The organism is Allobosea sp. LC85 (assembly GCF_000735605.1).
In the GTDB taxonomy this organism is placed as follows: domain Bacteria; phylum Pseudomonadota; class Alphaproteobacteria; order Rhizobiales; family Beijerinckiaceae; genus Allobosea.
The window spans coordinates 60612-86463 of record NZ_JPKG01000022.1 but is presented as its reverse complement, the minus strand read 5'-3'; the positions used below and the strand labels follow the sequence as shown (position 1 = coordinate 86463).

At 64.0% G+C, this 25852-nt stretch carries 27 protein-coding genes; 8 read left to right on the top strand and 19 right to left on the bottom strand.

Going from position 1 to position 25852, the window contains the following annotated elements:
• Positions 1–11: 11 nt before the first annotated feature.
• Positions 12–1619, bottom strand: coding sequence for an ABC transporter substrate-binding protein (locus FG93_RS11035; RefSeq protein ID WP_081881452.1), 1608 nt, complete (start codon positions 1617–1619; stop codon positions 12–14).
• A 175-nt stretch (positions 1620–1794) separates the two neighbouring features.
• Positions 1795–2634 carry a MurR/RpiR family transcriptional regulator gene (locus FG93_RS11030; protein WP_043234413.1) on the bottom strand — a complete coding sequence of 280 codons (840 nt, stop codon included), beginning with the start codon at positions 2632–2634 and terminating at the stop codon, positions 1795–1797.
• Positions 2635–2756: 122 nt separating this feature from the next.
• Between FG93_RS11030 and FG93_RS11025 the strand changes: the two genes are divergently transcribed.
• Positions 2757–3491, top strand: a complete 735-nt coding sequence (locus FG93_RS11025; RefSeq protein ID WP_161783807.1) for a glycerophosphodiester phosphodiesterase family protein — start codon at positions 2757–2759, stop codon at positions 3489–3491.
• An 86-nt stretch (positions 3492–3577) separates the two neighbouring features.
• Here FG93_RS11025 and FG93_RS32855 read toward each other — a convergent pair whose 3' ends face one another.
• From FG93_RS32855 to FG93_RS11015, 3 genes are all read right to left on the bottom strand, one after another.
• Positions 3578–3727: a hypothetical protein gene (locus tag FG93_RS32855; protein WP_161783806.1), complete on the bottom strand. Its 150-nt coding sequence runs from the start codon at positions 3725–3727 to the stop codon at positions 3578–3580.
• 99 nt (positions 3728–3826) lie between these two features.
• Positions 3827–4774, bottom strand: coding sequence for a GGDEF domain-containing protein (locus FG93_RS11020; protein ID WP_043234410.1), 948 nt, complete (start codon positions 4772–4774; stop codon positions 3827–3829).
• A gap of 192 nt (positions 4775–4966) precedes the next feature.
• Positions 4967–5800, bottom strand: a complete 834-nt coding sequence (locus FG93_RS11015) for a Ku protein (protein WP_043234409.1) — start codon at positions 5798–5800, stop codon at positions 4967–4969.
• A gap of 98 nt (positions 5801–5898) precedes the next feature.
• On the opposite strand from FG93_RS11015, the gene FG93_RS11010 reads away from it, so the two are divergent.
• On the top strand, positions 5899–6705 hold the full coding sequence (locus FG93_RS11010; RefSeq protein ID WP_043234406.1) for a Ku protein: 807 nt from the start codon (positions 5899–5901) through the stop codon (positions 6703–6705).
• A 53-nt stretch (positions 6706–6758) separates the two neighbouring features.
• Entirely contained in the window at positions 6759–7019 is a 261-nt protein-coding gene (locus FG93_RS11005; protein ID WP_152579390.1) for a hypothetical protein, read from the top strand.
• Positions 7020–7058: 39 nt separating this feature from the next.
• Here the strand turns inward: FG93_RS11005 and FG93_RS32850 are convergent, their stop codons facing one another.
• Both FG93_RS32850 and FG93_RS11000 read right to left on the bottom strand, forming a co-directional pair.
• Complete coding sequence (locus FG93_RS32850; protein WP_161783805.1) at positions 7059–7220, bottom strand: hypothetical protein; 162 nt, start codon at positions 7218–7220, stop codon at positions 7059–7061.
• 136 nt (positions 7221–7356) lie between these two features.
• Positions 7357–7548: a hypothetical protein gene (locus tag FG93_RS11000; protein WP_043234402.1), complete on the bottom strand. Its 192-nt coding sequence runs from the start codon at positions 7546–7548 to the stop codon at positions 7357–7359.
• 208 nt (positions 7549–7756) lie between these two features.
• On the opposite strand from FG93_RS11000, the gene ligD (FG93_RS10995) reads away from it, so the two are divergent.
• On the top strand, positions 7757–8815 hold the full coding sequence (ligD, locus tag FG93_RS10995) for a non-homologous end-joining DNA ligase (RefSeq protein ID WP_244448568.1): 1059 nt from the start codon (positions 7757–7759) through the stop codon (positions 8813–8815).
• Positions 8816–8885: 70 nt separating this feature from the next.
• Here the strand turns inward: ligD (FG93_RS10995) and FG93_RS10990 are convergent, their stop codons facing one another.
• The 9 genes from FG93_RS10990 to FG93_RS10950 form a co-directional block, all read right to left on the bottom strand.
• On the bottom strand, positions 8886–9137 hold the full coding sequence (locus FG93_RS10990; protein ID WP_043234400.1) for a hypothetical protein: 252 nt from the start codon (positions 9135–9137) through the stop codon (positions 8886–8888).
• A 165-nt stretch (positions 9138–9302) separates the two neighbouring features.
• Complete coding sequence (locus FG93_RS10985; RefSeq protein WP_043234399.1) at positions 9303–11375, bottom strand: ATP-dependent helicase; 2073 nt, start codon at positions 11373–11375, stop codon at positions 9303–9305.
• A gap of 131 nt (positions 11376–11506) precedes the next feature.
• Complete coding sequence (locus FG93_RS10980) at positions 11507–12520, bottom strand: DNA topoisomerase IB (protein ID WP_081881451.1); 1014 nt, start codon at positions 12518–12520, stop codon at positions 11507–11509.
• Between the two features lie 4 nt (positions 12521–12524).
• On the bottom strand, positions 12525–15038 hold the full coding sequence (gene ligD / locus FG93_RS10975; RefSeq protein WP_043234397.1) for a DNA ligase D: 2514 nt from the start codon (positions 15036–15038) through the stop codon (positions 12525–12527).
• A 120-nt stretch (positions 15039–15158) separates the two neighbouring features.
• Positions 15159–15692 (bottom strand): hypothetical protein, encoded by a 534-nt coding sequence (locus FG93_RS10970; protein WP_043234396.1) that lies wholly within the window; start codon positions 15690–15692, stop codon positions 15159–15161.
• 17 nt (positions 15693–15709) lie between these two features.
• Entirely contained in the window at positions 15710–16009 is a 300-nt protein-coding gene (locus FG93_RS10965) for a PepSY domain-containing protein (protein WP_043234444.1), read from the bottom strand.
• Between the two features lie 232 nt (positions 16010–16241).
• Positions 16242–17765, bottom strand: a complete 1524-nt coding sequence (locus tag FG93_RS10960; RefSeq protein ID WP_081881450.1) for a PAS domain S-box protein — start codon at positions 17763–17765, stop codon at positions 16242–16244.
• A gap of 183 nt (positions 17766–17948) precedes the next feature.
• Positions 17949–18173 carry a hypothetical protein gene (locus FG93_RS10955; protein WP_043234441.1) on the bottom strand — a complete coding sequence of 75 codons (225 nt, stop codon included), beginning with the start codon at positions 18171–18173 and terminating at the stop codon, positions 17949–17951.
• Between the two features lie 248 nt (positions 18174–18421).
• Entirely contained in the window at positions 18422–19138 is a 717-nt protein-coding gene (locus FG93_RS10950; protein WP_043234440.1) for a fumarylacetoacetate hydrolase family protein, read from the bottom strand.
• A gap of 167 nt (positions 19139–19305) precedes the next feature.
• Between FG93_RS10950 and FG93_RS10945 the strand changes: the two genes are divergently transcribed.
• The 4 genes from FG93_RS10945 to FG93_RS10930 are packed head-to-tail and all read left to right on the top strand — an operon-like array spanning position 19306 to position 22728.
• Entirely contained in the window at positions 19306–20319 is a 1014-nt protein-coding gene (locus tag FG93_RS10945) for an ABC transporter substrate-binding protein (RefSeq protein ID WP_043234395.1), read from the top strand.
• Positions 20316–21116, top strand: a complete 801-nt coding sequence (locus FG93_RS10940) for an ABC transporter ATP-binding protein (protein ID WP_043234393.1) — start codon at positions 20316–20318, stop codon at positions 21114–21116. The genes FG93_RS10945 and FG93_RS10940 overlap by 4 nt, the downstream gene beginning before the upstream one ends.
• Positions 21113–21985 (top strand): ABC transporter permease, encoded by an 873-nt coding sequence (locus FG93_RS10935; RefSeq protein WP_043234391.1) that lies wholly within the window; start codon positions 21113–21115, stop codon positions 21983–21985. The genes FG93_RS10940 and FG93_RS10935 overlap by 4 nt, the downstream gene beginning before the upstream one ends.
• A 23-nt stretch (positions 21986–22008) precedes the next feature.
• Positions 22009–22728 carry a GntR family transcriptional regulator gene (locus tag FG93_RS10930; RefSeq protein WP_043234390.1) on the top strand — a complete coding sequence of 240 codons (720 nt, stop codon included), beginning with the start codon at positions 22009–22011 and terminating at the stop codon, positions 22726–22728.
• Positions 22729–22781: 53 nt separating this feature from the next.
• Here the strand turns inward: FG93_RS10930 and FG93_RS10925 are convergent, their stop codons facing one another.
• From FG93_RS10925 to FG93_RS10915, 3 genes are read right to left on the bottom strand one after another with little or no spacing between them, the layout of a single operon-like run.
• Entirely contained in the window at positions 22782–23954 is a 1173-nt protein-coding gene (locus FG93_RS10925; RefSeq protein WP_043234387.1) for an HlyD family secretion protein, read from the bottom strand.
• The gene (locus FG93_RS10920; protein WP_244448567.1) at positions 23954–24676 is read right to left on the bottom strand and encodes an ABC transporter ATP-binding protein; all 723 of its coding nucleotides are present in this window, start codon (positions 24674–24676) and stop codon (positions 23954–23956) included. Before FG93_RS10920 ends, FG93_RS10925 begins: the two co-directional genes overlap by 1 nt.
• A 12-nt stretch (positions 24677–24688) precedes the next feature.
• Positions 24689–25831 (bottom strand): ABC transporter permease, encoded by a 1143-nt coding sequence (locus FG93_RS10915; protein WP_043234385.1) that lies wholly within the window; start codon positions 25829–25831, stop codon positions 24689–24691.
• Positions 25832–25852 lie beyond the last annotated feature (21 nt).

Below are 25852 nucleotides of genomic sequence, written 5' to 3'. Positions count from 1 at the left end.
GCGGGCGCCCGTCACTTCGCGCCGATCGACAGGTTCGAGGGTCGGAAATCCATGTAATACTGGCTATACGGCGTCCAGTTGATGCCCTTCTTAAGCGCATAGCCCGTGACGGGGTTGTAGAGCATCGTCATCGGCATATCGTCCTCGAAGGCAACGAGCAGCTTCGCGAACAACGCCTTGCGCCTGGTCTCGTCGGTCTCGGCGAGCAGGTCCCTGGCGGCCCCGTTGAACGCGGCGCTCGCGCCGTAGAACTTCCAGGTGTTCTGGTTGTCGGTATCGGGGCCCCACAGGGTCAGGATCGCGCCCGCAGGATCAGGCACGCGATAGGTGTTCGACCAGGCGAAGACCTGGGCGCCCGGCTTGCGGACCTCCTTGAAGCTGTCGACGAAATCGATGCGCGCATTGATGCCGACTGCGCGCCACATCTCCTGGATGACCTGCGCGGCCTCGACATTATAGAGGTAGTAGTTCGGGATCAGCCGGTAGGAGATCTCCTGGCCCTTGTAGGAGCTCTCGGCGAGGAGTTTTTTGGCGAGCGCTGGGTCGTAGGGATAGCCCTTGTTCTCCCTGACATAGATCGGCCCGAAGCTCGGCAACTGGTGGCCGTTGGGCGCATAGGTCTGGCCCTTCCAGAGCGCGTCGATCAACCCCTTGCGGTCGATCGCCAGGCTCATCGCGTGGCGCAACTTCTTGTCGGACAGCACCGGATCGCTGGTGTTGAACTGGAGCACATGGCTGTTCTCCAGCGGCTCCGTCTTCAGCGAGACATCCTTGTAGCGCTTGAGGCCGTCCCACTGGTCCGGCGGAATCTCGACCGCGATATCGAAATCGCCCGCAACGAGGCCGGCAACACGGGCTGCGACCTCGGGAACCGAGCGGAAGGTGATGGATTTCGCCGCCGGCGCGCCCTCGAAATAGCGATCGAACGCGGCAAGCGCGATCCGATCGTTCTTCTGGTAGTCGACGAAGCTGTAGGGGCCCGTGCCGACGGGTTTCCAGCGCAACGCCTTGGCCGCCTGATCCATCCAGGTTTTCGCTTCGGCCCCCTCCGTCCTGAACTTGTTCCAGGCTTCGTCGCAGATGACGAAGGACATGTAGCTGGAGAGGCGGTGCTCGATGATCGGATCATGCTGGGCCGTCGTGATCCTGACGGTGAAGTCGTCGACCTTCTCGACATTGGTGAAATTGCCGAAATAAACGCGGCCGTCGGGATAATAGGGCTTCGCACCCCAGAGACGGTCGGCAGAGAAAGTCGCCAGCACATCATTGGCATCGAACGGGCTGCCGTCATGGCAGACGACACCGCGGCGCAACTTCATTTCGAATGTCGTTGGCGTGGACCAGGACCAGCTTTCCGCCAGCCCCGGGACCAACTTCGCACCGCCATCAGCCGTCGGATGGGCGAAATCGCGCCGGATCAGCGTGTCGAAGATCGAGTAATAGACCCGGACGTCGACATTGCCCGTGTTCTCGCCGGGGTCGAGCGAGCGCGCAAGTTCGTTCACAGCCACAGTGAGGGCGGGCCGCTCTGCCGCCGAAGCACCCGACTGCCCGGCGATAGCCAGCCCCACGCCAAGCACCGCCCAAAATCCTGCGTTCTGTGCCATCGCTCTTGTCATTGCATCCTCCCGTGCAGGCGCCCCGTTGCGGGGGTCCTTGTTCAGTGGTTTGACAGCTCTCGCGGCCGCAGCCGCTAGATCATCGGACCGGAAATCGTATCCGGTCCGATGATCTAACCCTTTGTGTTTGCATCGGCTTTCCCGAAAACCGCAATCCACTTTTCGGGCCGATGCTCTATCCCGGCTTTCCGCGAAACATCCGCTGCAGCGTCTCGACCTTCGCCAGGGTCTTGAGCGAGCGGCCACGATCGGTGCGCGACAATTCGAGGATCAGCGTGTTGCAGATCGCCATCGGGACGGTGAGCGAATGGAACTCGCCCTGCTCGCCACGGTCGGCGACGAGTTGCGCGTCGCATGCCGGCACACCCGTGCGCCTGTCCGTGATCAAGAGCGTTCCGGCACCGATGCCTTGCGCATAGGCGATGATCCGCGCTGCCGCCGGACTCTCGTGGCGAAAGACAAGGGCGACGACGACATCACCGGCGGCGAGGCCGAGCAATTGGTCGGCCGCCTGCCAGTCGGCATGGGCGACCACTGCCGCCCGGTAGCCGGACCGCACGAGACGCCGCACGAACAGATCGGCAAGGCTGCTCGCATGCCCTTCGCCGACCACCAGGATCCGCCCGGCGTCGCGCAGCAGACCGGCAGCCGTAATGATGTCGGCATCCGAAACCTGCGCAGCCAGCGTGTTCAGGGCGCGGATCTCGCCATCTATGACAGAGCCCAGAAGGGAGGTCCCGCGGACACGGCTAAGCCGGCGCTTGACACGAACCGACGCGTCGAGATCGGCCACAACCGCATCCTGCAACGCGCCGCGCATGTCGCGATAGGAGGCAAAGCCGAGCTTGCGGGCGAGCCGGCCCGCGGTCGAGGGATGCACCCCCGCCTGCCCCGCAACCTTATGCGCCGGCAGGAAACTGCCGGCTGCCCGATCAGCCAGAAGAACCTCGATCAACCGCCGGTCGGCTTCCGTCAATTCATCCCGGCGCGCCGCGATTAGCTCCGTCAGGCTCATGGATCTCTCCCCAGGCTGCCGAAGGTAGACAAGGTCTTCGACGTTATGCAAGATAAATTGCCAAATCAGGATATCGCAACTTATCTTGCATCGCAGAAATGCCCTTGCACTATGACGGTGACATGACAGACATCGCCTCTCATCGCGGCGGCGCCAGACTCTGGCCCGAGAACAGCCGCCTCGCCTTCCGCAACTCCGCCGCCATGGCCGTCGACTTCATCGAGTTCGACATCCATCGCAGTCGCGACGGCGTGCTGGTCGTCCATCACGATCCGCTGCTCGGTCGAACCTCTGCCGGCGCAGGAGCGATCGCGGACAAGGACTGGGCCGAAATCCGGGAGGTGGCGTTGCTCCGCACGAGTGACGAGACCATTCCAAGCCTTGACGAGGTGCTCGATATTCTCGAGCCGAGCGGCATCAAGCTGCGCATCGAGCTGAAGAACCGGCATGATGGCAGTCGTTATCCGGGGATCGAGACCCAGATCGTCGAAGCGCTCACGCAAAGGCGCCTGCTCGACAGGACGACCTTCACCGCGTTTGACCTCGCGACACTCGGGGAATTGGCCAGCCTGACGCCAGCGACACCCTTGATCTGGCTGATTGCCGAAAAGATTCTCGCCGCGCCGACGCGAGACCTCGGCGCCTTGTGCCGAAAGGCTCGCATCGCTGGTGTCCCGGAAATTGCGGTGCGCATATCGCAAGCCCAGGGCAGCGATGCCGAAACCTGCCGCCGTGAGGCGATCCGCTACGGGCTCTTTGCCGTGCATGAGGAGGCGGATATCCGGCAGGCCTTCGCCGCAGGCGTGAGCGCCTTCACCACCGACCGGCCTGATCTGGCCGTCGCCCTGAGGCCGTAGCGAGTCGGGCTGCGCTGTCGCTGCTCCGGCGCACCGATCCAGCTAACCTTTGCGAAGATCGCGGCCGATACAGCTCATCGGCCGTATCATTCGCGGATATGCCGGGCCAGCTCCTGCATCGTGTCCCTCGCTCCGGCACGCGGTAAATGCAGAGTGATCAGGAAATTGCAGAGGCGGGGGAGCCCGACATCGTCCGTCAGCATTTCCAGCGTATCGGGAACCGTCGAGGGAAGCATCGGCGATCCCGCGATGTCGGCGTCGACCGCTGCGCGCAGCCCCCGGTGTCGCAGAGCTGATCTCACAATGGCCGACGGCGGCAAGGCCAAATGCGTACCCTACGGCGCGATCAATTGGGACGATGCCGAGCGATCGCCATCACCCTCGGCCACGACAATGCAGTTTCGGCCGCGTGACTTGGCGGCATAGAGGGCCTTGTCGGCACGCGAGTACAGGCTCAGCGACACATCCGCCGGATCCGTCTCGGCGATACCGGCCGAGAAGGTGCAGCGATAATCGCCATGGCCGCCCAGCGGCTTCATCGCCCGAACGAGAATGAGCATGCGCTCCAGGACGAGCGCTGCCTCGGCTGCCGATGTCCTGGGCATGACCAGGACGAACTCCTCGCCGCCGACCCGGCCAAAGCAGTCTGAGCGCCTGACATTCGCGTGGATCTCCTTGGCAAATCGACACAGGATCTCGTCCCCGGCCGCATGGCCGAAGCGATCATTGATGGCCTTGAAATGGTCGATATCGAGGACGGCCAGGCAGCCTGCGAGGCGGCTGTCCCGGCGCCTCTGCAGCAGCATGTCGTCGATCCGGGCCATCACGAACCGGCGGTTGGCGACACCGGTCAACTCGTCCGTGTACGAGGCCTTGACCGCACTGTCCCGGTCCTGGCGCAGAGCTCGCTTGTCGGAATGCAGATCGGTCGTGACGCTTGCGATGCAGAGCATCCAGCCGTCATCGCTGACCATCTCGTTCATCCATAGCCACCGCCCGTCATGCAGATCGGTTTCAAATGCGCGGTAGCCGACCTTGCCTCGCCGCGACTGCGTCGAGATCAGCCATTCCTCGAAATTCGTGGTTCGAACGACCGTCCCCGTTTGCGCGGAAAAATTTCGACGCATGATTTCCGACCAGGTCGGATCCTCGTTGGGGTGGATGGAATATGCCTGGCGAAAGGCTCGGTTCGCCTTTCGAAGCCGATCGAACTGGTCATACAGGGCGACCAGGACCGGGGAGTCCTCAAGCATCTCGATGAGCTGTTGAGTCGTCTCGTCCATCGGTCAGGAACCTAACACGTTACCGGGAAGGGAAGCAGCCCTGAGCCCGACGAATGACCGGCTCAGGTCCTGTGCGATGAGCTCGGTATCGCGGGAAAGGGACTGCCGATCAGGCAGGCGAGCGGAGGCTTGCAGCACAAGAATGCCAGTACAGTGACGATGGTTCACCGTACCCAACCCTCGCAGTGCCGATCAACCAGCCTTTCGCTGATGTGCGGCCGAACGTTTTGCAGCAGGTTTGGCACGCGTCTTGACTCCGGCACTGGCGCGCAATGCTTCCATCAGGTCGACCACCTTGGCCGTGGCCGGGGCCTTCTTCCGCCTGACCGACCGGCCCTCCAGCTTCGCCTTGACCAGTTCGGCGATGGCAGCCTCGTAGCGATCGTCGAATGCCGCCGGATCGAATGTCCCGCGTTTGGTCTCGATGATGTGCCTGGCGAGCTTCAACATTTCCGGCTGGATTTTTCGCGCCGGGATGCCGCCGAAGACGTCCCTGGCGGAGCGGATCTCGTAGTCGAAGCTGAGCGTATGAGCGACCATTCCGAGTCCATGGGCCCGGATCATCAGGCCACGATAGCGCCGGAACAGCACGGCATGAGCGAGCGCGGCGACATTCCCCGCCCGCATGGCCTCGCGAATGACGGCAAAGGCCTCGTTTTCCACCGGCCCGGCCGGGGCCAGATAGTAGGGCTTGTCGAAATAGAGCGTATCGATGTCGTTGCTGGCGATGAAGGCTCCGACGGCCAGGATCTTGTTGCTCTCGGGGATCGCCTTTGCGACCTCCTCGGGCTCGACCATCACATAACTGTCCTTGTCGACCTCGAATCCTTTGACCTGCTCGTCGCGCTCGACCAGATCGCCCGTCTCCGCGTCGATGAACTCACGCCGGACGCGATGCCCGGTCGCCCGGTTGATGGTGTGGAAGGAGACCCGCTCCGATGTCGAGGCGCCGGTATAGAGCGCAACCGGACAGCTCAATTCGCCGATCTTGAGATAACCCTTCCAGTTCGCGCGGATCGCCGCCATCACCCTCACTCCACTCACCCGCAACATCGGACTCAACGCATCGGGAACCACAAGCGTTCCAGCGCATTGAATCGCAGTGCGTCACGTGGAGTCGTGTCATGCCCCCTCGCCCCTTCTGGAAGGGCTACCTGAAGCTCTCGTTGGTGACCTGCCCGGTCGCGATGATGCCGGCGACGACGGAGAGCGAGAAGGTCCGGTTTCACACGTTGAATCGCGCCACCGGTCATCGCGTCGTCAGTCGCTATGTCGATGCCGGGACTGGCAAGCCGGTCCGCGAGGCTGACGAGATCAAGGGCTATGCCAGGGGGGAAGACGACTACGTCCTGCTCGAAGACGAAGAGCTCGATGATCTCGCGCTTGAGAGCACCCGCACGATCGACATCGAGATGTTCGTCCCGCGCGAGACAATCGAGTGGTCCTATCTCGACAAGCCCCATTATCTGCTGCCGGATGACGAGATCGGCGAGGAAGCCTTCGCGGTCATTCGCGAAGCGATGGCCTCCAGCAAGGTGGCTGGGATCTCGCGCGTCGTCCTCTATCGCCGCGAGCGAGCGGTGATGCTCGAGGCGCGCGAGCGAGGCATCATCGCCTGGACATTGCGCTACGGCGATGAGGTACGCGACGCCAAGCCCTATTTTGCCGAGATCGAAAAGACGAGCCCCGACAGTGGCCTGTTGCAGCTTGCTAAGAAGCTGGTGAAGGAACGGACCAGACCCTGGTCGCCGGACATGGTGAAGGATCCCGTCCAGGAGCACCTGCTGAAGCTCATCGCCTCGAAGAAGCGGCGCAAGGGCAAGCTGCGGCGAGACAGCGAGACCGAGCAGCCAGGGAATGTCGTCAACCTGTTTGAAGCCCTGAAGAAGAGCCTGGAAGGCGATCAGCCGCCAGCGCGGAAGAGGCCCTGACCAAGGCTTGCCGACACCGGAGGCCGAGCGCCAAGATGTAGATGGAGGAATGCATGCGGATGGATCCCGCTGGCGAACGAACGGTTCGCGTGGGCGAACGGACGGTTCACCCTTCAAGTCTCGCCTCGTCGATTGCAGAGGCAGAAGCATCGGCCCGCGCACTTCTCAAGCAATTGAAGAAGGCTCACCAGAACGGGGCACACAACCTTACCCCCGATGTCCGCTTCGTCGATGCACTGGTGACTCGGCTCGGGGCGAAGCGCCGCTTCGTCATGAAGGACGCGGGCGCAACGAGACCGCGCGCCGAGCCCTGATCACGTCCGGCGATCGAGCGCGGCCCAGATCTCACAAGATCATCGCGACGGCCGCAACGGCGTCTGTCGCGGCTCGTAATCTTGGACCGCCGCTTTGAGGGCAGCAAGCTCATGGTCGCGGGCAGCGCTCGGCCGGACGCCTTCGAGCTGGCGAATGCGCTCCCACGCGTCGCGATAGTCTTCATGCGTGCGCATCGTCATGGACGGGCATTCTGATCTGGCAGAACCCGCCGACCTGGCAGAACCATCCGACTTGATGGGACCATCGGGCATTGAGAGCACCCTCCCCGTGGCGCAGGGCAACCTAGCATCGAAGCCGCCCGAGATCGGCCGACCTTCACTCCAGCCGCGTGATGATCAAGCCGGTTCTGGCGATCTCGAACCTGCGCTCGTCGACAAAATTCACGAGGGCACCGCTATCGAGCGTGTAGGTGATGCTGCGGAGACCGGGATAGAGCCGCCAGACGATGACCGCGTAGCGCTTGCCGTCCTCATCCTCACACATCTCGCGCGACAGCTCGGTCGGCATGATGGCAGCCGGCCGGGGACGACCATTCAGCGCCCGTCGATCGGAGGGACGTCCAGGTTTCCGCTTGGGATGAAAAGCGCGAGGTAGCGAACCCATGTTAGCACCCGATAGCACCACTATATCTAACTGCTGAGACGGCACGAAGTTCCACGCCATCGGAACGAGTGCCCGCTGTCCGGCGTTTGTCTGCGGTGGAGGAGAAGCCGTCATGCGCGCGCGCCAAATGTCACGGTCCGGCCCCGGTTCCGAGGCGTTGAAAGGCACGGTTGTGCCATCTGACACCACACCGGGAGAGGCCCATGTCCCGGACGACAGCGCACCAGGTGACGATCCCATGCCGGCCCATATCGAGCCATGCCTTGCCAGCGCGGCGGCGAAGCCCCCCAGAGGCTCAAGCTGGTCCTTCGAGGTGGAATGGGAGGGCTACCGGCTTGCCGTTCACATCGAGCCATCGCGCGAGGTGCGCCTGCTCACGCGAGATGGCCGGGATTGGACGACCCGTTTCCCCGCGATCGTGGCGGCCGCGAAGCAAATCGTCGTCGACAGCGCCATCCTCGATGGTGAGGCCGTCATACTCGACCGGAGCGGAAAGTCGGATTTCTTAGCACTGCAGCAAGCGCTCGGAGGGCGAGAAGGCAAGGACAGCGCCGAGTTCGCGACCCTGTTTGCCTTTGATATCCTCTACCTCAACGGACAGGATCTGCGGCACCTGCCGCTTTCGCAGAGGCGCGAGATCCTGGCCGACGCAATCGATAGCGCCCCTCCCGGAATCCTGCTGAGCGAGGACGTGATTGCCGACGGAGAGGCATTCTACACGCTTGCCTGCAAGCTCGGTCTCGAGGGCATCATCGCCAAGCGCCTGGATGCGCCCTATCGCTCCGGCCGCGGGGGTGAGTGGCTCAAGATCAAGTGCATCCAGTCCGAGACCTTCGCCATTGTCGGATATGAGCCATCAGTCGGCTATGGCGGAATTGGCAGGCTCCTGCTCGCAGCGGCGAAAGCCGATGGTCTGGTCTATGTCGGTGGTGCCGGCAACGGCTGGACCGATGCGGCCGGCGCGGCCCTGAAGACGCGTCTGGACGCGAGGTTCGTTCCACGTCCCCCCATAGCGACCCAGCGAACGGGCGTGCGCTGGGTTTCGCCAGTGCTGGCTGCCGAGATCGAATTCCGGGGCTGGACCGACGATGGCAAGCTTCGCCACGCGACTTACAAGGGCCTGCGCGACGAAGCCGATGCGGCGAAGATCCTTCAGTTGGGCGAGGCATAGAAGCCCTCCGCCGACCGGAGTTCGAAAACGCGCGAGCCGCGAGAGACCAGGGCGTCGCCAGCGGCGGCTATCAGATCTCCGCCTGGGTCACGCCAAGCTTGTGCCAGAGCTGATCCTTGTCCATGCAGGAAACGTCATAGGTGACCTGACGGCCCTTGAATTCCGGTCGCTTTCCGAACTCCACCGTCATCGAGCGCGCGATGTCGTCGATGCGGGCTTCGCAGGCCTGCGCCGTCGTGAAGCCCTGTTCGCTGATCCGGGCGGCAGTGCAATTTGCTTCGCCGGAGATGCAGGCAACGATCACCATCGTGAAGGCATCCATAGAGGAACTCCAATTAAAGTTGAGTCAGGTCAGCAAGGAAGGCTGCGGTTTCCAGGTTAACGAGAGCTTGAGGGGAGGAAGCAAAATGCGGGCCGGCGCCAATCGGGCGTCCTGTGATTGCATCGGCCTTCCGCGAAAACGCAATCCCACTTTCGGACTGATGCTTCAACGCCACATGCCCTTGAGCCGTGCCGAGACGTCGATTCTCACGCCGCTGCGCTGCCGCGTCGCGGACTGAGCTTGCTCGATTGGCCAGGTCGTCTGCTCGAACAGGTGCAGCAGGGCGTGCGGGATGAACCGCGTGCGTGCGGCGTAGACATGCCGATCCCCTCGAACCGGCTGGCCATGGGTGAAGAAGCGCTGCGGCACGACCAGATGCAGGTCATCCCTGGCACGTGTCATCGCGACATAGAGCAACCTGCGCTCCTCCTCGATCTCCGCGGTTTCTCCGACGGCGAGGTCACTGGGGAGACAGCCATCCACCGTGTTCAACAGGAAGACTGACTTCCATTCCTGTCCCTTGGCGGAGTGGATGGTCGAGAGGATGAGAAAATCCTCGTCCAGCGATGGCGGCCCCGCCTCATCGCTCGTCGCGTCGGGCGGGTTGAGGGTGAGTTCGGTGAGGAAGCGTTCGCGGGAAGGATAACCACTGGCGATCTGCTCCAATTGAACCAGATCCGCGCGACGCGTGGTGAAATCCTCATGCATGCGCTCGAGATGAGGGTCGTACCAGAGACGGGCCCGCTCGATCTCGGCCGGCCAGCCTATGCCTGAGCGGAGCGCCCGAAATGTCGTGACGAAATCCGGCCAGGAATCGCCCGAACGCGCGGGTGCAGACAGCTCCGCAAGGCCTGTTGCGAAATCATTCGCCGTGCCGGCCTGATCGAGCACGCGTTGCGCGGAGGTCGGCCCGACGCCGGGAAGCAATTGCAGCAAGCGAAACCCGGCAACCCTGTCGCGCGGGTTCTCGGCGAAGCGCAGCATCGCCAGCATGTCCTTGACATGGGCGGCATCTAGGAACTTCAGCCCCCCGAACTTCTTGTACGGAATATTGCGCCGTGTCAGCTCGACCTCGAGCGGCCCGCTGTGATGCGAGGCGCGAAACAGCACGGCCTGCTGCTTCAGCGCGTGACCCGCTTCCCTGTTCTCCAGCACCCGGGTGGCGACGAAGCGCGCCTGGTCGGCTTCGTCGCGAACATTGACGAGCTGGGGCTTGCCGGCCGACTGACGATCGGTCCAGAGGTTCTTGGTAAAGCGTTCGCGGGCGAGTTCGATCACCCCATTTGCGGCGGCCAGGATGGGCTGGTTCGACCGATAGTTCTGGTCGAGCGTGACCACCTGCGCCGGCGGGCTGAAAGCCTGGGGGAAATCGAGGATGTTGCGGATCTCGGCGGCGCGGAACGAGTAGATCGATTGCGCGTCATCGCCGACGACGGTGAGGCCCTGACCATCGGGCTTGAGCGCGAGCAGGATCGAGGCCTGCAACTTGTTGGTATCCTGATACTCGTCGACGAAGACATAGTCGAAGCGACCGCCCATTTCAGCGGCAAGGCTGGGCTCGCTCGCGGCTTGCGCCCAGCACAGCAGGAGATCGTCGTAATCAAGGACGTTCTGCGCCTGCTTGGCCTCGACATAGGCCGAAAAGAGCTGCTTCAGCTCCCCTGCCCATGATGCGCACCAGGGAAAGGCGGCGCCCAGCACGGCCTCGATCGGCTCTTCGGCATTCACACAGCGCGAATAGATCGCAAGGCAGGTCCCCTTCTTGGGAAAGCGCTCTTCCGTTTTCGAATAGCCAAGCTCGTGGCGAGCGAGATTCATCAGGTCGGCGCTGTCCTCGCGGTCGTGAATTGTGAAGTTCGGATCGAGCCCAAGCTCGGGCGCATAGTCTCGAAGCAGCCTTGCTCCCACGCTGTGGAAGGTCCCCGCCCAGGTCAACGCGTCGGTCATGACGGCTGCCCCCTCGCCCAAAACCTCGCGAGCGATGCGCTCCACCCGCCTTGCCATCTCGGCCGCCGCGCGGCGGGAGAATGTCAGCATCATCATGCGGCGCGGATCGGCACCGTTCAGGATCAGATGCGCGACGCGGTGCGCGAGCGTGTTGGTCTTGCCGGATCCCGCCCCCGCGATCACCAGCAAGGGACCGGGCCGCGCGCCGACGCCATGCTCGACCGCGCGGCGCTGCGCGGGGTTGAGTCTGTCGAGATAGCTTGGCGGCACCAGCGAATCGAGAGCGAACATGTCTCATATTCGATCATTTTTCGCGTTTTGTTCGCAACGCAAAAGATCGCATATCCACGACTCGTCCTGATCTGGAACAGGGGCGCGATGACAGGCTCGGCTTCGGCCTGATCATGCGATGGTGACGCACCTCATGCAGCAAGCAAGGCAAGGGCCCTCTCGATGCGGGAACAACCGCCCCCGGCGCGGACCTTTTCGAAGGAGGCTGCGAGCTTGCCGTTGGCATAGGCGTTCACCACGATGGCGTGGACATAGCTTTTGCGTGTCACGGCAGGCGTGTTCGCCAACTGCTCCGAGACGGCGCGCATGACCTCGGCGAGCTGCCGCTTCTCGCTGCCGTCGCCGGTGATGATCTGGCTGGCAAGCAGCAGCTCTGCTGCCGCGGCGTTGCCCGCCAGCATCCTCAGATCCTTGGCGCTGATGGCGAGTCCCGAGACCTCGCGGAGATAGGCGTTGATGTCGGCGGCATGGACCGGCACCACAGTGCCGTCATCGTCCCGGTATTGCAGCAGCCGCCGGCCGGGCAGCGCCGCGATCCGGCCCAATGCGCGGGCAAGCGAGCCATCCTGCAGCGAGCACGCGATCTGTTTTCCGCCCTTGCCACGAAACAGCAGGTCGATCCGCGAGGCGGTCAATTCGACATGGCGCTTGAGGAGCGTCGACGCACCATGGCTGCCATTGCTTTTTGCGTATGGCTCGCCGCCGATGCGCAGATGGCAGCGATCGATGATGGCGACCGCGCAGGCCAGCGCTTTCCTGCGGCAGAGCGGACGCGCCTTCAGATCATCGGCAACCGCCCTGCGCAGGCGGGGCAGCGCCTCGATCAGCCGCCGCAGTCGCTTCAGCTTGCGGCGTTCGCGGACCCGCTCCCACTCCGGGTGATAGAGATATTGCAGCCGCCCGGCCTCGTCCCGCCCGATCGCCTGGAGATGGGTCCGCGGATCGGTCGCAATGCGGACCTCGCAATACGCCGGAGGAATCACGAGTGAGCGGATCCGCTCAAGCGTGGCCCGATCCCGCACGAGAGCATCTGCGTCGTCGATATAGGCAAAGCCTCTGCCGCGGCCGACCCTGCGGATCGTCAAGTCCGCGGGGTTGACGATCCGCAGCCGTCCAGGGGCGCGGGATGGCTTGTCCGCGGCCATGTCCCTACGGCTTGTCCCGCTTCAGGGGACGCGCGGAGCGCCTGAACTCGGACCAGCCGCCGTCCGGCGGGAGATCAGCCGCACTGTCGGTCGCAGTGCAACCGTTCGGCGCGATCTCCTCGATCGCTTCCCAGGATATCGGCATCGCCACCGGGGCACCCGGGCGCGCCCGGGTCGAATAAGGAGCGATCGCCGTCGCCTCCCGGCCGTTTCGGAGATAGTCGATGAAGATGCGGCCCTTCCTGGCCTTCTTTGACAGCGTCGCGGTAAAGCGCTGCGGCTCGGCCTGCTCCATCGCCTTGGCGAAATCGCGGGCGAAGGTCTTGACCTGAGCCCAATCGGCCACTGGCTTCAACGGCACGACGACGTGATAGCCCTTGCCACCCGAAGTCTTGAGGAAACCGGTGAATCCGAGCTCGCCAAGCCGGTCGCGTACGGCGATCGTTGCCTTGCGCAGGTGATCGAGCGTGATGCCCGGATCGGGATCCATGTCGAAGATCAGTTGATCCGGGGTTTCGATCTCGGCCATGGTCGCTCCCCAGACATGGACCTCGACGGTGCCGAACTGCACCAGAGCAGCAAGCCCGTCGAAATCTTTGATGAAGAGCAGTTCCTCGCCATCGCTGTCGCGGTGTCGCGCAATCACATCGGGCATGCCGGGGGAAGCGTGCTTCTGGAAGAAGGTCTGCCCGTCGATGCCATCCGGCGCGCGCAGCAGGCTGAGCGGCCGCCCGACGACGAAAGGCTCCATCCGCGGCCAGACATGTGCGTAGAAATCGAGCAGCCCCTGCTTGGTCAGGCCAATATCGGGCCATAGCGCCTTATCGGGATTGCTGAGCACGATGCTCGTCGTCATGGGCGGGTGCTTGGCCTTTCCGGCCTTGCCGGGCGCCGGCTTTGGACTTGCTTTGGTTTGCGGTTTCATTGGCAATTCGGCCCTCACCTCGTTGGCGGGCTTGTCGTCGCGGAGTCCAAGGAAGGAAGCGTGCCGCAGCGTCTTCGACGCCGTCCAGCTGCGAAACTCGATCTCGGCCACGAGCTTCGGCTTGACCCAGACGATACCGCGCTCCCGCGCCGCCGCGCCCTCGAACGAAGATGTCTCCGTCTTCAGCCGGTCGAGCTTCGTCTTGAGCGCTGCGGCCGAGCTCCGGGTAAAGCCGGTGCCGACGCGCCCGGCAGGCTTGAACACCTTGCCCTCGTAATAGCCCATCAGGATCGAGCGCAGTTGTCGGCTTGAGACGGTCGATGGGACATAGCCCGCGATCACGAATTCCTGGCGCTGGATGCATTTCGACTTGATCCAGTCGCGGCCCCGGCCGCTGCGATAGGGAGCGTCACTGCGTTTCGAGACGACGCCCTCCAGGCCCATGCGGCAGGCATGACGCAGCATGGTCTCGCCGGGTTCGACGAAATGCTCGCTGAACCGCAACAGTTCATTCTCGCCAGCGTCCTTCAGCAGCGCCTCCAGATGCTTCTTGCGCGCGATCAGGGGTTCCTCCATCAGATCGTCCCCGTCGAGATGGAGCAGATCGAAGGCGAAGAAGACGAGGGCGCCGATCTTGCCATCGGAGAGGGCCGCCTGCAGGGCAGAGAAAGACGAAACTCCGGTCTCGTTCAGCGCCACGACTTCGCCGTCGATCAGCGCCGCTTTGCAAGGCAGATCCGCGAATGCGTCACGCAGCCCTGTCCCGAAGCGCTCGGTCCAATCAAGCCCCGTGCGCGTCAGCAGGGCGACCTCGCTGTCGTGGATGCGGGCCTGCAGTCGGTAGCCGTCGAATTTGACTTCATGCAACCACATCTCGCCCGCCGGCGGCTTCGCTTGAAGCGTCGCAAGACAGGGCGGAACGAAGCGGGGCATCGTGTCGGCGCGGGAGGCTCCAGCCTTCCCGCTCGCTGCCTTTCGCGCCCCGCCGCGATTGCTCGTCCACTCCTTGCCATGAGCCTCGGAGCGGCCGACTTCCTCGACGCTCAGCCCGGATTTCACGGAGTTCGGGGCCACTTCGAGGATGTCCTCGTCGCTGCGCGCAGCCTCGTCGTCGACCTTGATCAGCAGCCAGTTCTCGCGCTTTTCGCCACGGCGTGGTTTCAACCGGACCAGATGCCAGTGTCCGGCAAGCTTATGGCCCTCGAGTGCGAAGGCGAGATGCCCTTTTCGCAGGCCGGCGTCGGGATCCCCGTCGGGCAGCCATTTGCCTTCATCCCAGATGATGACCGAGCCTGCGCCGTATTGCCCCGCCGGAATGGTTCCCTCGAAGCCGCCATATTCAAGCGGGTGATCCTCGACATGGACCGCCAGGCGCTTGTCGTCTGGATCCAGGCTCGGGCCGCGGGTGACGGCCCATGACCAGAGCACGCCGTCATGTTCGAGCCGCAGGTCGTAATGCAGCCTGCTCGCCGCATGCTTGTGAATGACGAAGGCGCTTCCCCGATCGGCGGCCTTGCGCCTGATCGATTTGCCCTGCGGCTCCTTCGTGCGGGTGAAGTCGCGCTTGGCGCGATAGAGATCGAGACCGGACACCGAAAGCTCCTGCCGCGGGGCTCTGCTTCGTCTTCGCCCCTGTTTCGTGAAGTGCCGAGCCCCCTGAAGATCACACTGGAAGGAGGCCTGCCGCTATCGAGCGACAGGCCTTCCGTTTCGCTAGACGATGTTGCGGTAGGGCGCGGCGGATTCATCGAAGCGTCGCCAGCCCTCGCGCTCATATTCAGCGCGGCGCGCGATCGGATCGATCGGTCCGGCGCCATCCATGATCGCCTCGACCTCGGCCGCGCGAACATCGGCAACCCGCACCGATATGATCGAACCGCCGCGTCGTACGGTCTCGGCGTAGTAGTTTGCGTCGCGTTCGCTTTCGCCGGCACTGGTCAGCGCTCCGACGAGGCCGCCGACGGCGGCACCACCGACCGCGCCTGCTGCCGTACTCGCAAGCCAGCCTGCCGCAACCACGGGCCCAATGCCCGGGATGGCAAGCATTCCGAGCCCGGCCAGCAAGCCGATAGCGCCACCGGCGGCGCCGCCGAGGGCCGCGCCTTCCTCGGCATTGCTCTCGTCGCCGACATCGCCGTGGCTGATCATGCTGATATTGTCGGATGCAATGCCCGCGGCCTCCAGCCGGGACACGACGTCGCTCGCATCATCGTGGTGTTCATAGGAACGGGTGATGGTCCGTGTCATCGATTTCTCCCTTCTTGTCAGTTGCGGACGATATTGCCGCGATAGTCGACAGCGACGCTGACCTGCTGGCCACTGAGCGTCGCCTTGCCGCGCCAGACGCCGTTGTCATCCTTCTGGAGCGCGCTGACCGCGGTGTAGCCGTTCGCTTCCAGCCTGCTCTTGGCCTGGGCCTCGGTAAAACTGTTCGCGCCGGGCAGCGGCGCATTCTTGTCGGCCGGTGCATTGGGCGAAGGTGTGGGGGCCGTTGTCGATGTCTGCGCCAGCGCGCCAACCGCCGTCATGGCGCAGAACAGCGACGTCAGAATCACGCGTTTCATGAACATCTCCATCGGGTTGGATGGCTATGTGCCAGTGAAGCGGTAACGCCCTCCACCGTCACATGTTCCCGGCCACTCCCATCGAACGGCCTGGTAGCCGGTACTTGGAGCTGTGTTGAGGAGGACCGTCCTGCCGAACCGGCGAAGCAATCAGGCGCTGGCCGAGAGCCGCGACATCCGGGAGCGCAGGGCAGCCTTGGAACGCGCCCGATGAGGACGCTTGGCGAACGCGTCAGCTGTCGGGCCTGTCACGCTCGATGACAAGTTCGATGACCACGCCCGACGGGTCCCAAACCCTGCTGATCCGACCAAGCTGACTTGCCGTCGCCTTGACCAACCGGCTGCCGAAGCCTTCGCTTCCTGTGGTCGTCGGTGACGGTCCCCCGCGTTCACGCCAGACGATCACGAACTCGGACGATCGATCCGAACATGTGATCTCGACCATGCCGTCCTCGGCAGAGAGGCTGCCATACTTCGCGGCGTTGGTCGCGAACTCATGGAGCAGCAGCGAGAGCGAGGTGACCAAGGTCGAGGGCACCGGAATATCAGCACCGCGAACCTCGCTGCGTGGCCGTTCACCGGCCTGATACGGAGCCAATATTGCCGCGATCAGCGCATGCAGCGTGGTTGCTGCCGGTTCGCCCCCCGCGGCCACGGCTGACATCGTCAACGCATGGGCGCGTGACAGGGTGGCGAGACGTTCGGAAACCGTTGCCGCGAGCTCAGCCGGGCTGGAGGCCGACCGCGCACTGAGATTGACGATGCCGCTCGTGAGCGCGAACACGTTCTTGATCCGATGGTTCATCTCGCGCAGCAGCATGTTTTGCTGCTCCTGCGCACGCTGCCAATCCGAAATGTCGCGGGCAATCTTCGCCGCCCCCACGATCTCGCCCCTGGCGTCCTTGATCGGCGAAATGGTCAGCGAGATCGCGACGGGCGCTCCGTCCTTGCGCCGGCGGATGGTCTCAAAGTGATTGATGCGCTCTCCGGCGCGAATGCGCGCCAGAATCGCTGGCTCCTCATCCCGCCGATCTTCCGGAATGAGCAGCATGATCGACTGGCCGAGAACCTCCTCGCGCCGATAACCGAAAAGGCGCTCTGCGCCCGGATTCCAGTCCGTGATAACGCCGTCCAGATCCTTGGCGATGATCGCGTCATCCGACGATTCGACGAGCGCCGTCAGCCGGCGGGCCGAGGCGTCCCCGGCCTGGCGTTCGATGGCAAAGCCAAGCTGGCGTGCGATGAGCAGGGCGAGATCGCGCTCGTGATCGGTGAAGACCCGCGGCGTGTCATAATAGACCATGAACTTGCCGGCCAGTTCATCGGTTCCGGCAAGCGGAATGAAGCCCAGAGCATGGATGCCTTCGCCGATGATGGTTTCGATGAGTGGCCGCGCTTCCCCGGAGAGGGAGATGTCCGAAACAAAGATCGGATCGGCCTCGCGGTCATGGCGCTTCCAGGGCGAGTGGCCGTCGACAGCGGCCCGGTACCCGTCCGAGAGGCCGCGCCAGGCGACGAAACGCATCCTTCCGCCCTCGTCGAAGCGAAGGATCGACGCCCGCGAGCACATGAGGGCCTCACAAATGGCGTCGAGCGCACTCTCGTAAATCTCGACGAGCGTGCGGGCTCGAAACAACCGATCGGTGAAGTGGAAGAGTGTCGTCTGCTCCCGAACGTGGCGCGTCAGATCGTTCGCAGCCTCGGTAGGCTTGCTGCGGACCGCGGCCGTCGCCTGACGGTCGGTGCTTCGCTCCATGGGGCGGCCTCTCGTCGCTTCCGACCAAGAACCTCTCACAACGAAGACCCGAAGGGTCAGCGCGGTCTTTCAGGCAGGATGAAAATTAAACGCCGATCCGCGTCCGGAATCAAGAAATGAACATCGCCCAAGCAGCGCTGACAGATTGAAAATGGCGCTTCGCAACCGGTAGCCGTGACCGCCTTACGCCGCCTCTCGGCGGTTGCGATAGTGTCGGACGAGCTCTTCGGCATGGAGCAGGTCATCTCGCGTGAAAACGGGCACCGGATCCGTGAGGATCGCGCTCAGCACATCCCGGTCGCGCTGGCCATTCGCGATGACAAAGGCGAGCGCATCCCGCGTTTCGCGCTCGGCATGGAGTTGAGCCACGAGGGCGGCGATCAATCTGTCCTTGGCCGATAGCTGCATGGCGAGACCTCCTGGGGAAGCTTCGCGATAAACCCTGCCGGGCGAGCGCTTGTTCCACTCAGGGCCGAGCGGCCAGCCCGTGCCGATCATTGGCCCGGCACGCTCCGCTCGATTGGGCGCCTCCACGACGGGAGGCCATCCGTCCCCCACCCTGGTCTGACCGGGCCAGTCGATGCGCAGAGGCCGGCCAGGCATGAGGGCGATCCGGCAGGGAAAGCCGTGCAATCCGCGCATCGCCGTGCCTGGCGTCAGCCCGCCAGCGGCGACGCGCCGATCGTGACGGTGAGCGCGCCGAGGCTCTCGATGCTCCCGACGAGAACATTGCCGGGAACGACCGCGCCGACGCCATGCGGCGTGCCGGTCATGATCACATCGCCGGGCTCGAGCGAATAATATTTCGAGAGCGTCGCGATGATCTCGGGCGTGCGCCAGATCATCAGGGAGAGGTCGGAATCCTGGCGGGCAACGCCGTCCACCTCGAGTCGGATTGTCCCCGTCGACGGGTGGCCCACCTGTTCAACCGGGTAGATCGGGCCGCAGGGCGCCGAGTGGTCGAATGATTTCTTCAGCTCCCACGGAATCCGCGGACCGTCGGGCGTATCGAGCAGCCTGCGGCGGGTCATGTCGAGACAGATGCCGTAGCCGAAGACATGCTCGAGCGCTTCATCTTGCGGGATGTTGTAGCCGCCTGACTTCATCGCCACCATGAGCTCGAGCTCGAAATGAAAATCGTCGGTCATCGGCGGATAGGGCACGGTGCCGCCGCCCTGGACGATCGCATCGGCCGGCTTCTGGAAGATGAGCGGGAAATCGCGGGTCTCGTCGCCGCCCATTTCCCTGACATGGGCCACGTAGTTGCGACCCACGCAATAGATCCGCCGGATCGGGAACCGCGCCGTTGAGCCCTCGATGGGCAGCGACTGGAGGGTGGGTGCCGGAACGGCGAAGTCTGCGAGCGTCGTCATCTGGAAAGCCATGCGCTGGGTCACGATCGGGACAGCATATGGGCCGCGGTGGACCTGTCCAGATAAATCTGCATATTTCTGTCATGAATAACTTAATCTGAATTTATTTGACACTCCTTATCGATAATGCATCGTTCTGTCCGGATCAGAAAACCGAGGGGAACGGGATGAAACGTAGGCAGTTCATGGCGGCGGCTGCGGGCCTGCCGCTGGCGCTCGCAGCGTCGCGCGTGCATTCGCAGGCGCAAGACGAGCTCACGATCGTCTATCCGAGCCCGGGCGGCCTGGGCTACTTCGCCCTCTATGCCGCGATCGGCGAAGGCTATTTCGCCGAGGAGAAGCTCAAGATCCAGCCGCGCAGCGTCAATGGTTCAGCCCAGGCCATCCAGGCCCTGCTCGCAGGCCAGGCGCAACTCGCCCATCCCGGTCCGGGGCCGCTGATGGCGGCACGCGAGCGGGGCCAGGATCTGGTCTACGTCTACAATTACTTCACGCGCAGCCAGTTCAACCTCGTCGTGCCGGAGGCTTCGCCGTTCCAGAAGCCGACCGACCTGAAGGGCAAGGTCATCGGCGTCGGCACGGCGGACGGGGCGGAGGTCGCGTTCGTGCGCTCCATCTTCGACGCCGATGGCATGAAGGAAGGCCAGGATTACAAGTTCATCACGGTTGGCGAGGGTGGCATGGCCGTCGCCGGCTTCATGCAGAAGGCGATCGACGCCTATGCCTCCGACACGGCGGGCGCTGCGACGCTGACGCTGCGCGGCGTCAAGCTGCGCTCACTGACGCCGCCGCCGTTCCAGTCCTTCTTCGGCAACGGCTATGTGGTGACGCGCAAGTACCTCGACGAGAACCGCAACCTGCTGGAGCGTTTCGGGCGCGCGCTGGTCAGGGGCACCAAGTTCGGGATCGACCCCGCCAATCGGGCCGCGACCCTGAAACATGCCCGCATGGGCAATCCGCAACAGCTCGAAAACATGCCGTTCGCCGAGGCGTTGCTCGACGTCTATTACAAGCTGACCAGCCCGATCGATCCCGCCAAGGGCTTCGGCTACAACCACCCCGCAGCCTGGGAGATGTGGCAACAAACGCTCGTTGCTTCGGGCGACCTCAAGAAGCCGCTGCCGGACCTGACCAGGGCTTATTCCAACGATCTCGTCACGGCCTGGAACGCTCCGCGATGACGGTGACGGCGACTCTATCGGCCGAGGCGCGACCTCGGCCGGTCTACGAACTCGCAGCGGTTTCGAAGTCCTATGGCGAGCGCGTGGTGGCGCTGGAGAGCGTCGACTTGGTTCTCCGGCAAGGTGAGTTTCATTCGGTCATCGGCTCCAGCGGCTGCGGGAAGTCGACGCTGCTCAAGATCATGGCGGGATTGACGCCGCCCTCGAAGGGCCGGGTGATGCTGGCGGGGACACCGGTGCTCGGCGCACGTGCCGATATCGGGATGATGTTCCAGCAGGCGACGCTGTTTCCGTGGCGGACGACGCTTCAGAACATCCTGCTGCCGATCGAAGTTCGCGAAGGGCGCGCAGCGGCCGAGACGGCCGCGGCGCGAGCTCGCGTTCTGCTCGAACTGGTTGGGCTGAAGGGTTTCGAGGACACCTACCCCTCGCAGCTCTCGGGCGGCATGGCGCAGCGCGCCGCTATCTGCCGGATGCTGATCTCGGAGCCGAACGTGCTGCTTCTCGACGAGCCGTTCAGCGCGCTCGACGAGATCACCCGCGACTTCATGAACATGGAGTTGCAGCGCATTTGCCGGGAGCGCAACGCCTCGGCCTTCCTGGTCACCCATTCCATCGCCGAAGCCGTCATCCTCTCCGACATCGTGCATGTGATGTCGTCGCGCCCCGGGCGGATCGTGCGCAGCATCCCGATCGCGTTGCCGCGGCCACGGACGCTGGAGATGACCACGCTGCCGCTCTTCGGCGAGTATGTCGGCATGATCCGCGGCCTTCTCGACAAGGGAGCGTTCCTGTGAGCGATGTCGCGGAGAAGCCGCGGGCAGGCGCCCCGCCCGCCGATACGGTCTGGATCGAAAAGGTTTCGTGGATATCCAAGGCCCCGCGCTGGGCCTCGATGCTGGGATTGCTCGTGCTCTTCCTCGGGCTCTGGCAAGGCATCACCTCGGCCGAGATCGTCTCGCCGCTGATCCTGCCGACGCCCGGCGATACGCTGCGCGACATAGGCTTCGTCGGGCGCAACCTGACGGCCGGGGACTATATGCTGCCGGCCTTCTGGGTCACGGCAAGCGAGGTCCTCGTGGGCTTCGCCGTGGCGCTGGCGATCGGCGTCACGCTCGGCATCCTCGTCGGGGAGACGAGCTTCGGCGAGCGCGCGGTGATGCCCTATATCGTCGCGATCGACACCATGCCGAAACTCGCCTTCGCCCCGCTCTTCGTCGCCTGGCTCGGTTTCGGCATCATGTCCAAGGTCGCGCTGGCAGCCTTCATCTCGGTGTTTCCGATCATCGTCGGCACCGCGGCCGGACTGCAAGCGGCCGACGAGAATGCACGCATGCTGTTCAAGAGCATCGGCGCGTCACGCCTGCAGACGCTGGTCAAGCTGAAGATCCCGATCGGCCTGCCGCAATTCTTCACCGGGTTGAAGATCGCGGCGATCAGCGTGGTCTCCGGCGCGATCGCCGGCGAGTTTCTGGGCGGCGGTCAGGGATTCGGCGAACTGATCCGCGTCGCCGCATCGCAGCTCGACACCCCGCGCGTCTTCTCGTTGATCATCTATCTCAGCCTGCTCGGGCTTTTCATGTTCGGCGCAGTATCCTGGATGCAGTACAGATTCGTCTTCTGGCAGCGTTCGAGTAACACCATTTCTTCCAGGGCATCCCGGTAAGCGGCAGCAGGGCAGAAACGAACATGGCAAAAGCTGCCGAAAAGACCACGTTGTCGACGACGGTCTACCAGAAGCTGCGCAGCGATATCATCCAGGGCGAGTTCAGGCCGGGTGAGAAGCTGCGCATCGAAGGGATCGCCTCGACCTATGGCGTCGGCAGCAATGCGGTTCGCGAGGCCTTGTCGCGGCTGTCTTCGGAGCGGCTGGTCGAGCGGCACGAGCAGCGCGGCTTCACGGTGCCGACGATTGCCCTCGACGATTGGCGGGTTCTGGTCCGCACCCGCTGCTGGCTCGAAACCAGGGCGCTGGAGGAAGCGATGAGCCATCGCGACGAGCGCTGGGAGGAAGGCATCGTGCTTGCCCTCCACCGGCTGTCGCGCTTTCGCTCGGATCTTCCAGTGGAGCGCGCGGCCTGGGAAGACGCCCATCGCAACTTCCACCGGGCGCTGCTGGCGAATTGCGGCTCGCCCTGGCTGCTCGAATTCTGCGAGATCCTGGCCGACCATGCCTCGCGCTATATCTCGATCTCGCACGCCTTTGGCAGGATGCCGCGCAATGGCCAGAGCGAGCACGAGGCGCTGATGAAAGCGGTGCTCAACGGCACCCCGCAGGAGGCCTGTGCTCTGCTCGTCGCGCACTACACCAAGACGCTCCAGACGATCGAGGAGCTGTTCGCGGAGGACCGCTTCGCTTCCTTGGCAACGGGGAGCGGCCCCGCGCGAACCGCGGAGCTCACCGACTGATCGCGCGTGGGAGGCGCATGGCCGGAAACGCCGCGCCGTCCGATGCGATCCCGCTATTGCTTCCGATGATTGTAAGAGACGAAATTGCGATCCTTATCCGGCTCATGCTCCGACTCGATGAAGATATCGATCTGCTGTCCGATAAAGACCGCAGGTGATCCGGGTTCGATTTCATAGACGACCTGCAGGATCCGGGTGTCGGAACGCTCCGTCTTCTGTCCGGAGAGCGCACGCTTGGTCACCACCAGCGGTTCGACCCGGACGAAATTGAGCTTCAGGCGGTGTTGGGCCCTGCCGCGAACGGAACCCGTCGCCACTGCGCCCGGGCTGTAGCGCGGGATGTCGGCCTCGTCGATATCGATCCGGACATGCATCGGCTCTGTTCGCCCCAAGACCATGAGCGCTTGCTCAAGCGCTCCCGCCTGGGCAAATTCCCCCGGCCGGAGGTTGACCTGCAGCACCGAGCTGTCAGCCGGTGCCCGCACCGTTCGCTGCTCCAGGTCGATCTCGGCACGCGTCACCGCTTGCCGTGCCTGGTGGAGACCGGCGAGTTCCACGGCGATTGACGCTCCAACCCCCTCGGTTTCGTCCAAAAGCGAGAGATTGGCGCGGGCGATCGCAAGCCGTGCCCGGGCTTTCTTGTGGTTGGCTTCTGCGGTGCGCAAATAATTCTGGCGCCGGGTGATCTCTCGTGCCGTGATGGTCGCGCCACTATTCAGGCCGGAGGCGGCGCGAACAAGGTCGATGCCTTCATCCTGCTCCGCCCGTGTCGCGTCGACCGCGGTCTGTGCCGCCTCGACCTCTGCCCTCAGGCCCGGCACGCGCGCCCGGGCGAGCGCCAGGCGCGCCTGAGCGGCAGCAAGATCTCCTCGCCGCTGGGCCAATACCGCTTCGGCGACCTGGGAATCGAGCGCAAAAAGCGGTTGGTCGCGCTTCACGGAGGCGCCGGGCTCGACAAAGACCTGCGCAACCTTGCCCGAGGCATGCGTCCCGATCTGCATCTCCTGGCTCGATGGTTCGACCAACCCGACGGCCCCAATACGGTCCCCAATCGGCAGCGCGCGGTCATTCGCCTGAGCCAGCAGGACCGGCGTCGGCGGCTCGATCGGCGGCGCTGCGCGGGGACGCCGATTGTCATTCCCGCTCATCGACGCAATGGCGCCGACCAGCGAGATTCCGGCGGTAAGGGTCAGGATGCTGGCGAATAGGGTGGAACGGCCGATCATCACGCAGCCTCCCTCTCGGTACGGACGTCAATCCGCGTAATCCGACCATCGCTCATATGCGCGATCCGGTCGGCAAAAGGTACGATGCGAGCATCATGGGTGACGACAAGGACAGCCCTACCGGGGTCGCGAGCGACCTTCCGCAGCAGCTCCATCACCCGTTGACCGGATGCCCCGTCGAGGGCCGAGGTCGGCTCATCGCAAATGATCAAGCGCGGTTCATGGATGAGCGCGCGCGCGATGGCGACGCGTTGCCGCTCGCCGATCGACAGCTGTGAGGGATATTTCGTCAGATGAGTTTCGAGCCCGACCTCTCGTAGCATGGCCTGCGCCAGGGCCTTCGCTGAAGCCCCCGCCCGCCCCTGCACAAGCAAGGGGACCGCGACATTCTCCGTCGCGGTCAAGGCCGGGAACAGGTTCAACTGCTGGAAGACGACGCCGACGCCGGCGCCCCGAAAGTGGACGAGGCTCCTGCGGCCGAGCTCGGCGAGATTGGTGCCGAAGAGCTCGACCTTGCCTTCGTCCGCCACGAGAAGCCCGGCGATCGTCGAGATCAACGTCGTCTTGCCGCATCCCGAGGGACCGAGCAGAAACGTCATCTCGCCCGGAAACACGTCGAGATCGATGCCGTGAAGCACGCGCGTCCGGATACTGCCGCTGCCGAGCTGCTTCACCAGGCCCCGGCAGGAGACGGCAATCGGGTTTCGGTCAGGTGCCGTCACGGTTTGCATCCCTCACCCCGAGAACACGACTGCCGGCTCGACGACGAGTACGCGTCGCAAGCTGGCCAATGAGGACAGCAGGATCAGGACCAGAATCGTTCCGGCGACCGCCGTGGCGATCCACCAGGGAAGGACGAAGCCGCGCAAAGCGGAGGTCGGAGTGCAGGCGAAGGCGAAGAAGGCTGCGGCAAGCCCGGTGCCGATCGCGTAGCCGATGACGCCGACAACGCAGGCCTGGAACAGGACCAGGCCGACGAGGCGAATATTCGTCACGCCGATGACCTTCAGCATCGCGTATTGAGCGATGTTCTCGGACACGAACATGCTGAAAGTCAGGCCGACGATCGCTGCTCCAACGACGATGCCAAGCACGATCGTCGTCCCGAAGCTGATCGGAATTCCCGTGTTGCGCAGATAATATCTGACGGTTTGCCGAGAAAACTCCTCGGAGGAGTGCGCCTTGAGACCGGTCCGCTCCGTGATGTCGCGAGCAACCGTAGACGGCTCCGCGCCTTGCATGGCCCTGGCCAGAATGAAGGAAAGCCGGTTGCGGCCGGTCGGGAGATAGCTTGAAGCCTGGCTATAGCGCGCATGGATGATGACCTGTGCCGAGAAGGCCGGGGCGGCGTCCGTGATCGCGGTCACGACGGCCCGCCTTTCGTTCAGCTCCAGCACTTTCCCGACGCTCAAGGGCTCGCCGGGCCAGAGCTGCATGAAACCGACCCGGTCGATCGCAATCGCGTCGGGGCGCTGCAGATCCGTGGGCGATCCGATGACGAAGCGCTGGGTCACGCCGACGAGGGTTGCATCGTCGACGCCCAGAATGACGGCGCCCTTCGTGCGCCCTTCCTGGGTCTTGACGGGTGCCCCTCCCTTGAAGAACGGGGTCGCCCAAGCCACTCCCGGGACGCCTCGGACCTTGAACAGCTCACCGTCACGCATCGGCCGGACCAGATCCGGATGCTCGACCGACGGATCCATCACCCAGATGTCGACATCCTGGGCATCGGCGATGATGTTCTGCGAGCGCGTCATCAAGCCGACGAACATGGCGCCCTGCTGCGTGACGAGCAGCGTTGCGAAGGCCACGCCGAATACCAGCCCCAGCACCTTGGCCCGGTCACCGAACAGCATCTTGAGGGCGAGCCCGAGCATGCGTCTCTCGCAAGGGGTGTG

What these genes read in the sequence shown, in the direction of transcription:
- FG93_RS10955 (WP_043234441.1), bottom strand. Translation starts at nt 18,173, where the DNA reads ATGCAGCTATCGGCCAAGGACAGATTGATCGCCGCCCTCGTGGCTCAA.
- FG93_RS10925 (WP_043234387.1), bottom strand. Translation starts at nt 23,954, where the DNA reads ATGATCGGCCGTTCCACCCTATTCGCCAGCATCCTGACCCTTACCGCC.
- FG93_RS10960 (WP_081881450.1), bottom strand. Translation starts at nt 17,765, where the DNA reads ATGGAGCGAAGCACCGACCGTCAGGCGACGGCCGCGGTCCGCAGCAAG.
- FG93_RS32850 (WP_161783805.1), bottom strand. Translation starts at nt 7,220, where the DNA reads ATGACGATGCGCACGCATGAAGACTATCGCGACGCGTGGGAGCGCATT.
- FG93_RS10965 (WP_043234444.1), bottom strand. Translation starts at nt 16,009, where the DNA reads ATGAAACGCGTGATTCTGACGTCGCTGTTCTGCGCCATGACGGCGGTT.
- FG93_RS11015 (WP_043234409.1), bottom strand. Translation starts at nt 5,800, where the DNA reads ATGGCGGCGATCCGCGCGAACTGGAAGGGTTATCTCAAGATCGGCGAA.
- FG93_RS11000 (WP_043234402.1), bottom strand. Translation starts at nt 7,548, where the DNA reads ATGCCGACCGAGCTGTCGCGCGAGATGTGTGAGGATGAGGACGGCAAG.
- FG93_RS10985 (WP_043234399.1), bottom strand. Translation starts at nt 11,375, where the DNA reads ATGTTCGCTCTCGATTCGCTGGTGCCGCCAAGCTATCTCGACAGACTC.
- FG93_RS11030 (WP_043234413.1), bottom strand. Translation starts at nt 2,634, where the DNA reads ATGAGCCTGACGGAGCTAATCGCGGCGCGCCGGGATGAATTGACGGAA.
- FG93_RS32855 (WP_161783806.1), bottom strand. Translation starts at nt 3,727, where the DNA reads ATGCTTCCCTCGACGGTTCCCGATACGCTGGAAATGCTGACGGACGAT.
- FG93_RS11035 (WP_081881452.1), bottom strand. Translation starts at nt 1,619, where the DNA reads ATGACAAGAGCGATGGCACAGAACGCAGGATTTTGGGCGGTGCTTGGC.
- FG93_RS10980 (WP_081881451.1), bottom strand. Translation starts at nt 12,520, where the DNA reads ATGGCCGCGGACAAGCCATCCCGCGCCCCTGGACGGCTGCGGATCGTC.
- FG93_RS10915 (WP_043234385.1), bottom strand. Translation starts at nt 25,831, where the DNA reads ATGCTCGGGCTCGCCCTCAAGATGCTGTTCGGTGACCGGGCCAAGGTG.
- ligD (WP_244448568.1), top strand. Translation starts at nt 7,757, where the DNA reads ATGCGCGCGCGCCAAATGTCACGGTCCGGCCCCGGTTCCGAGGCGTTG.
- FG93_RS11005 (WP_152579390.1), top strand. Translation starts at nt 6,759, where the DNA reads ATGCGGATGGATCCCGCTGGCGAACGAACGGTTCGCGTGGGCGAACGG.
- FG93_RS10970 (WP_043234396.1), bottom strand. Translation starts at nt 15,692, where the DNA reads ATGACACGGACCATCACCCGTTCCTATGAACACCACGATGATGCGAGC.
- FG93_RS11020 (WP_043234410.1), bottom strand. Translation starts at nt 4,774, where the DNA reads ATGGACGAGACGACTCAACAGCTCATCGAGATGCTTGAGGACTCCCCG.
- FG93_RS11025 (WP_161783807.1), top strand. Translation starts at nt 2,757, where the DNA reads ATGACAGACATCGCCTCTCATCGCGGCGGCGCCAGACTCTGGCCCGAG.
- FG93_RS10945 (WP_043234395.1), top strand. Translation starts at nt 19,306, where the DNA reads ATGAAACGTAGGCAGTTCATGGCGGCGGCTGCGGGCCTGCCGCTGGCG.
- FG93_RS11010 (WP_043234406.1), top strand. Translation starts at nt 5,899, where the DNA reads ATGCCCCCTCGCCCCTTCTGGAAGGGCTACCTGAAGCTCTCGTTGGTG.
- FG93_RS10950 (WP_043234440.1), bottom strand. Translation starts at nt 19,138, where the DNA reads ATGACGACGCTCGCAGACTTCGCCGTTCCGGCACCCACCCTCCAGTCG.
- FG93_RS10940 (WP_043234393.1), top strand. Translation starts at nt 20,316, where the DNA reads ATGACGGTGACGGCGACTCTATCGGCCGAGGCGCGACCTCGGCCGGTC.
- FG93_RS10930 (WP_043234390.1), top strand. Translation starts at nt 22,009, where the DNA reads ATGGCAAAAGCTGCCGAAAAGACCACGTTGTCGACGACGGTCTACCAG.
- FG93_RS10990 (WP_043234400.1), bottom strand. Translation starts at nt 9,137, where the DNA reads ATGGATGCCTTCACGATGGTGATCGTTGCCTGCATCTCCGGCGAAGCA.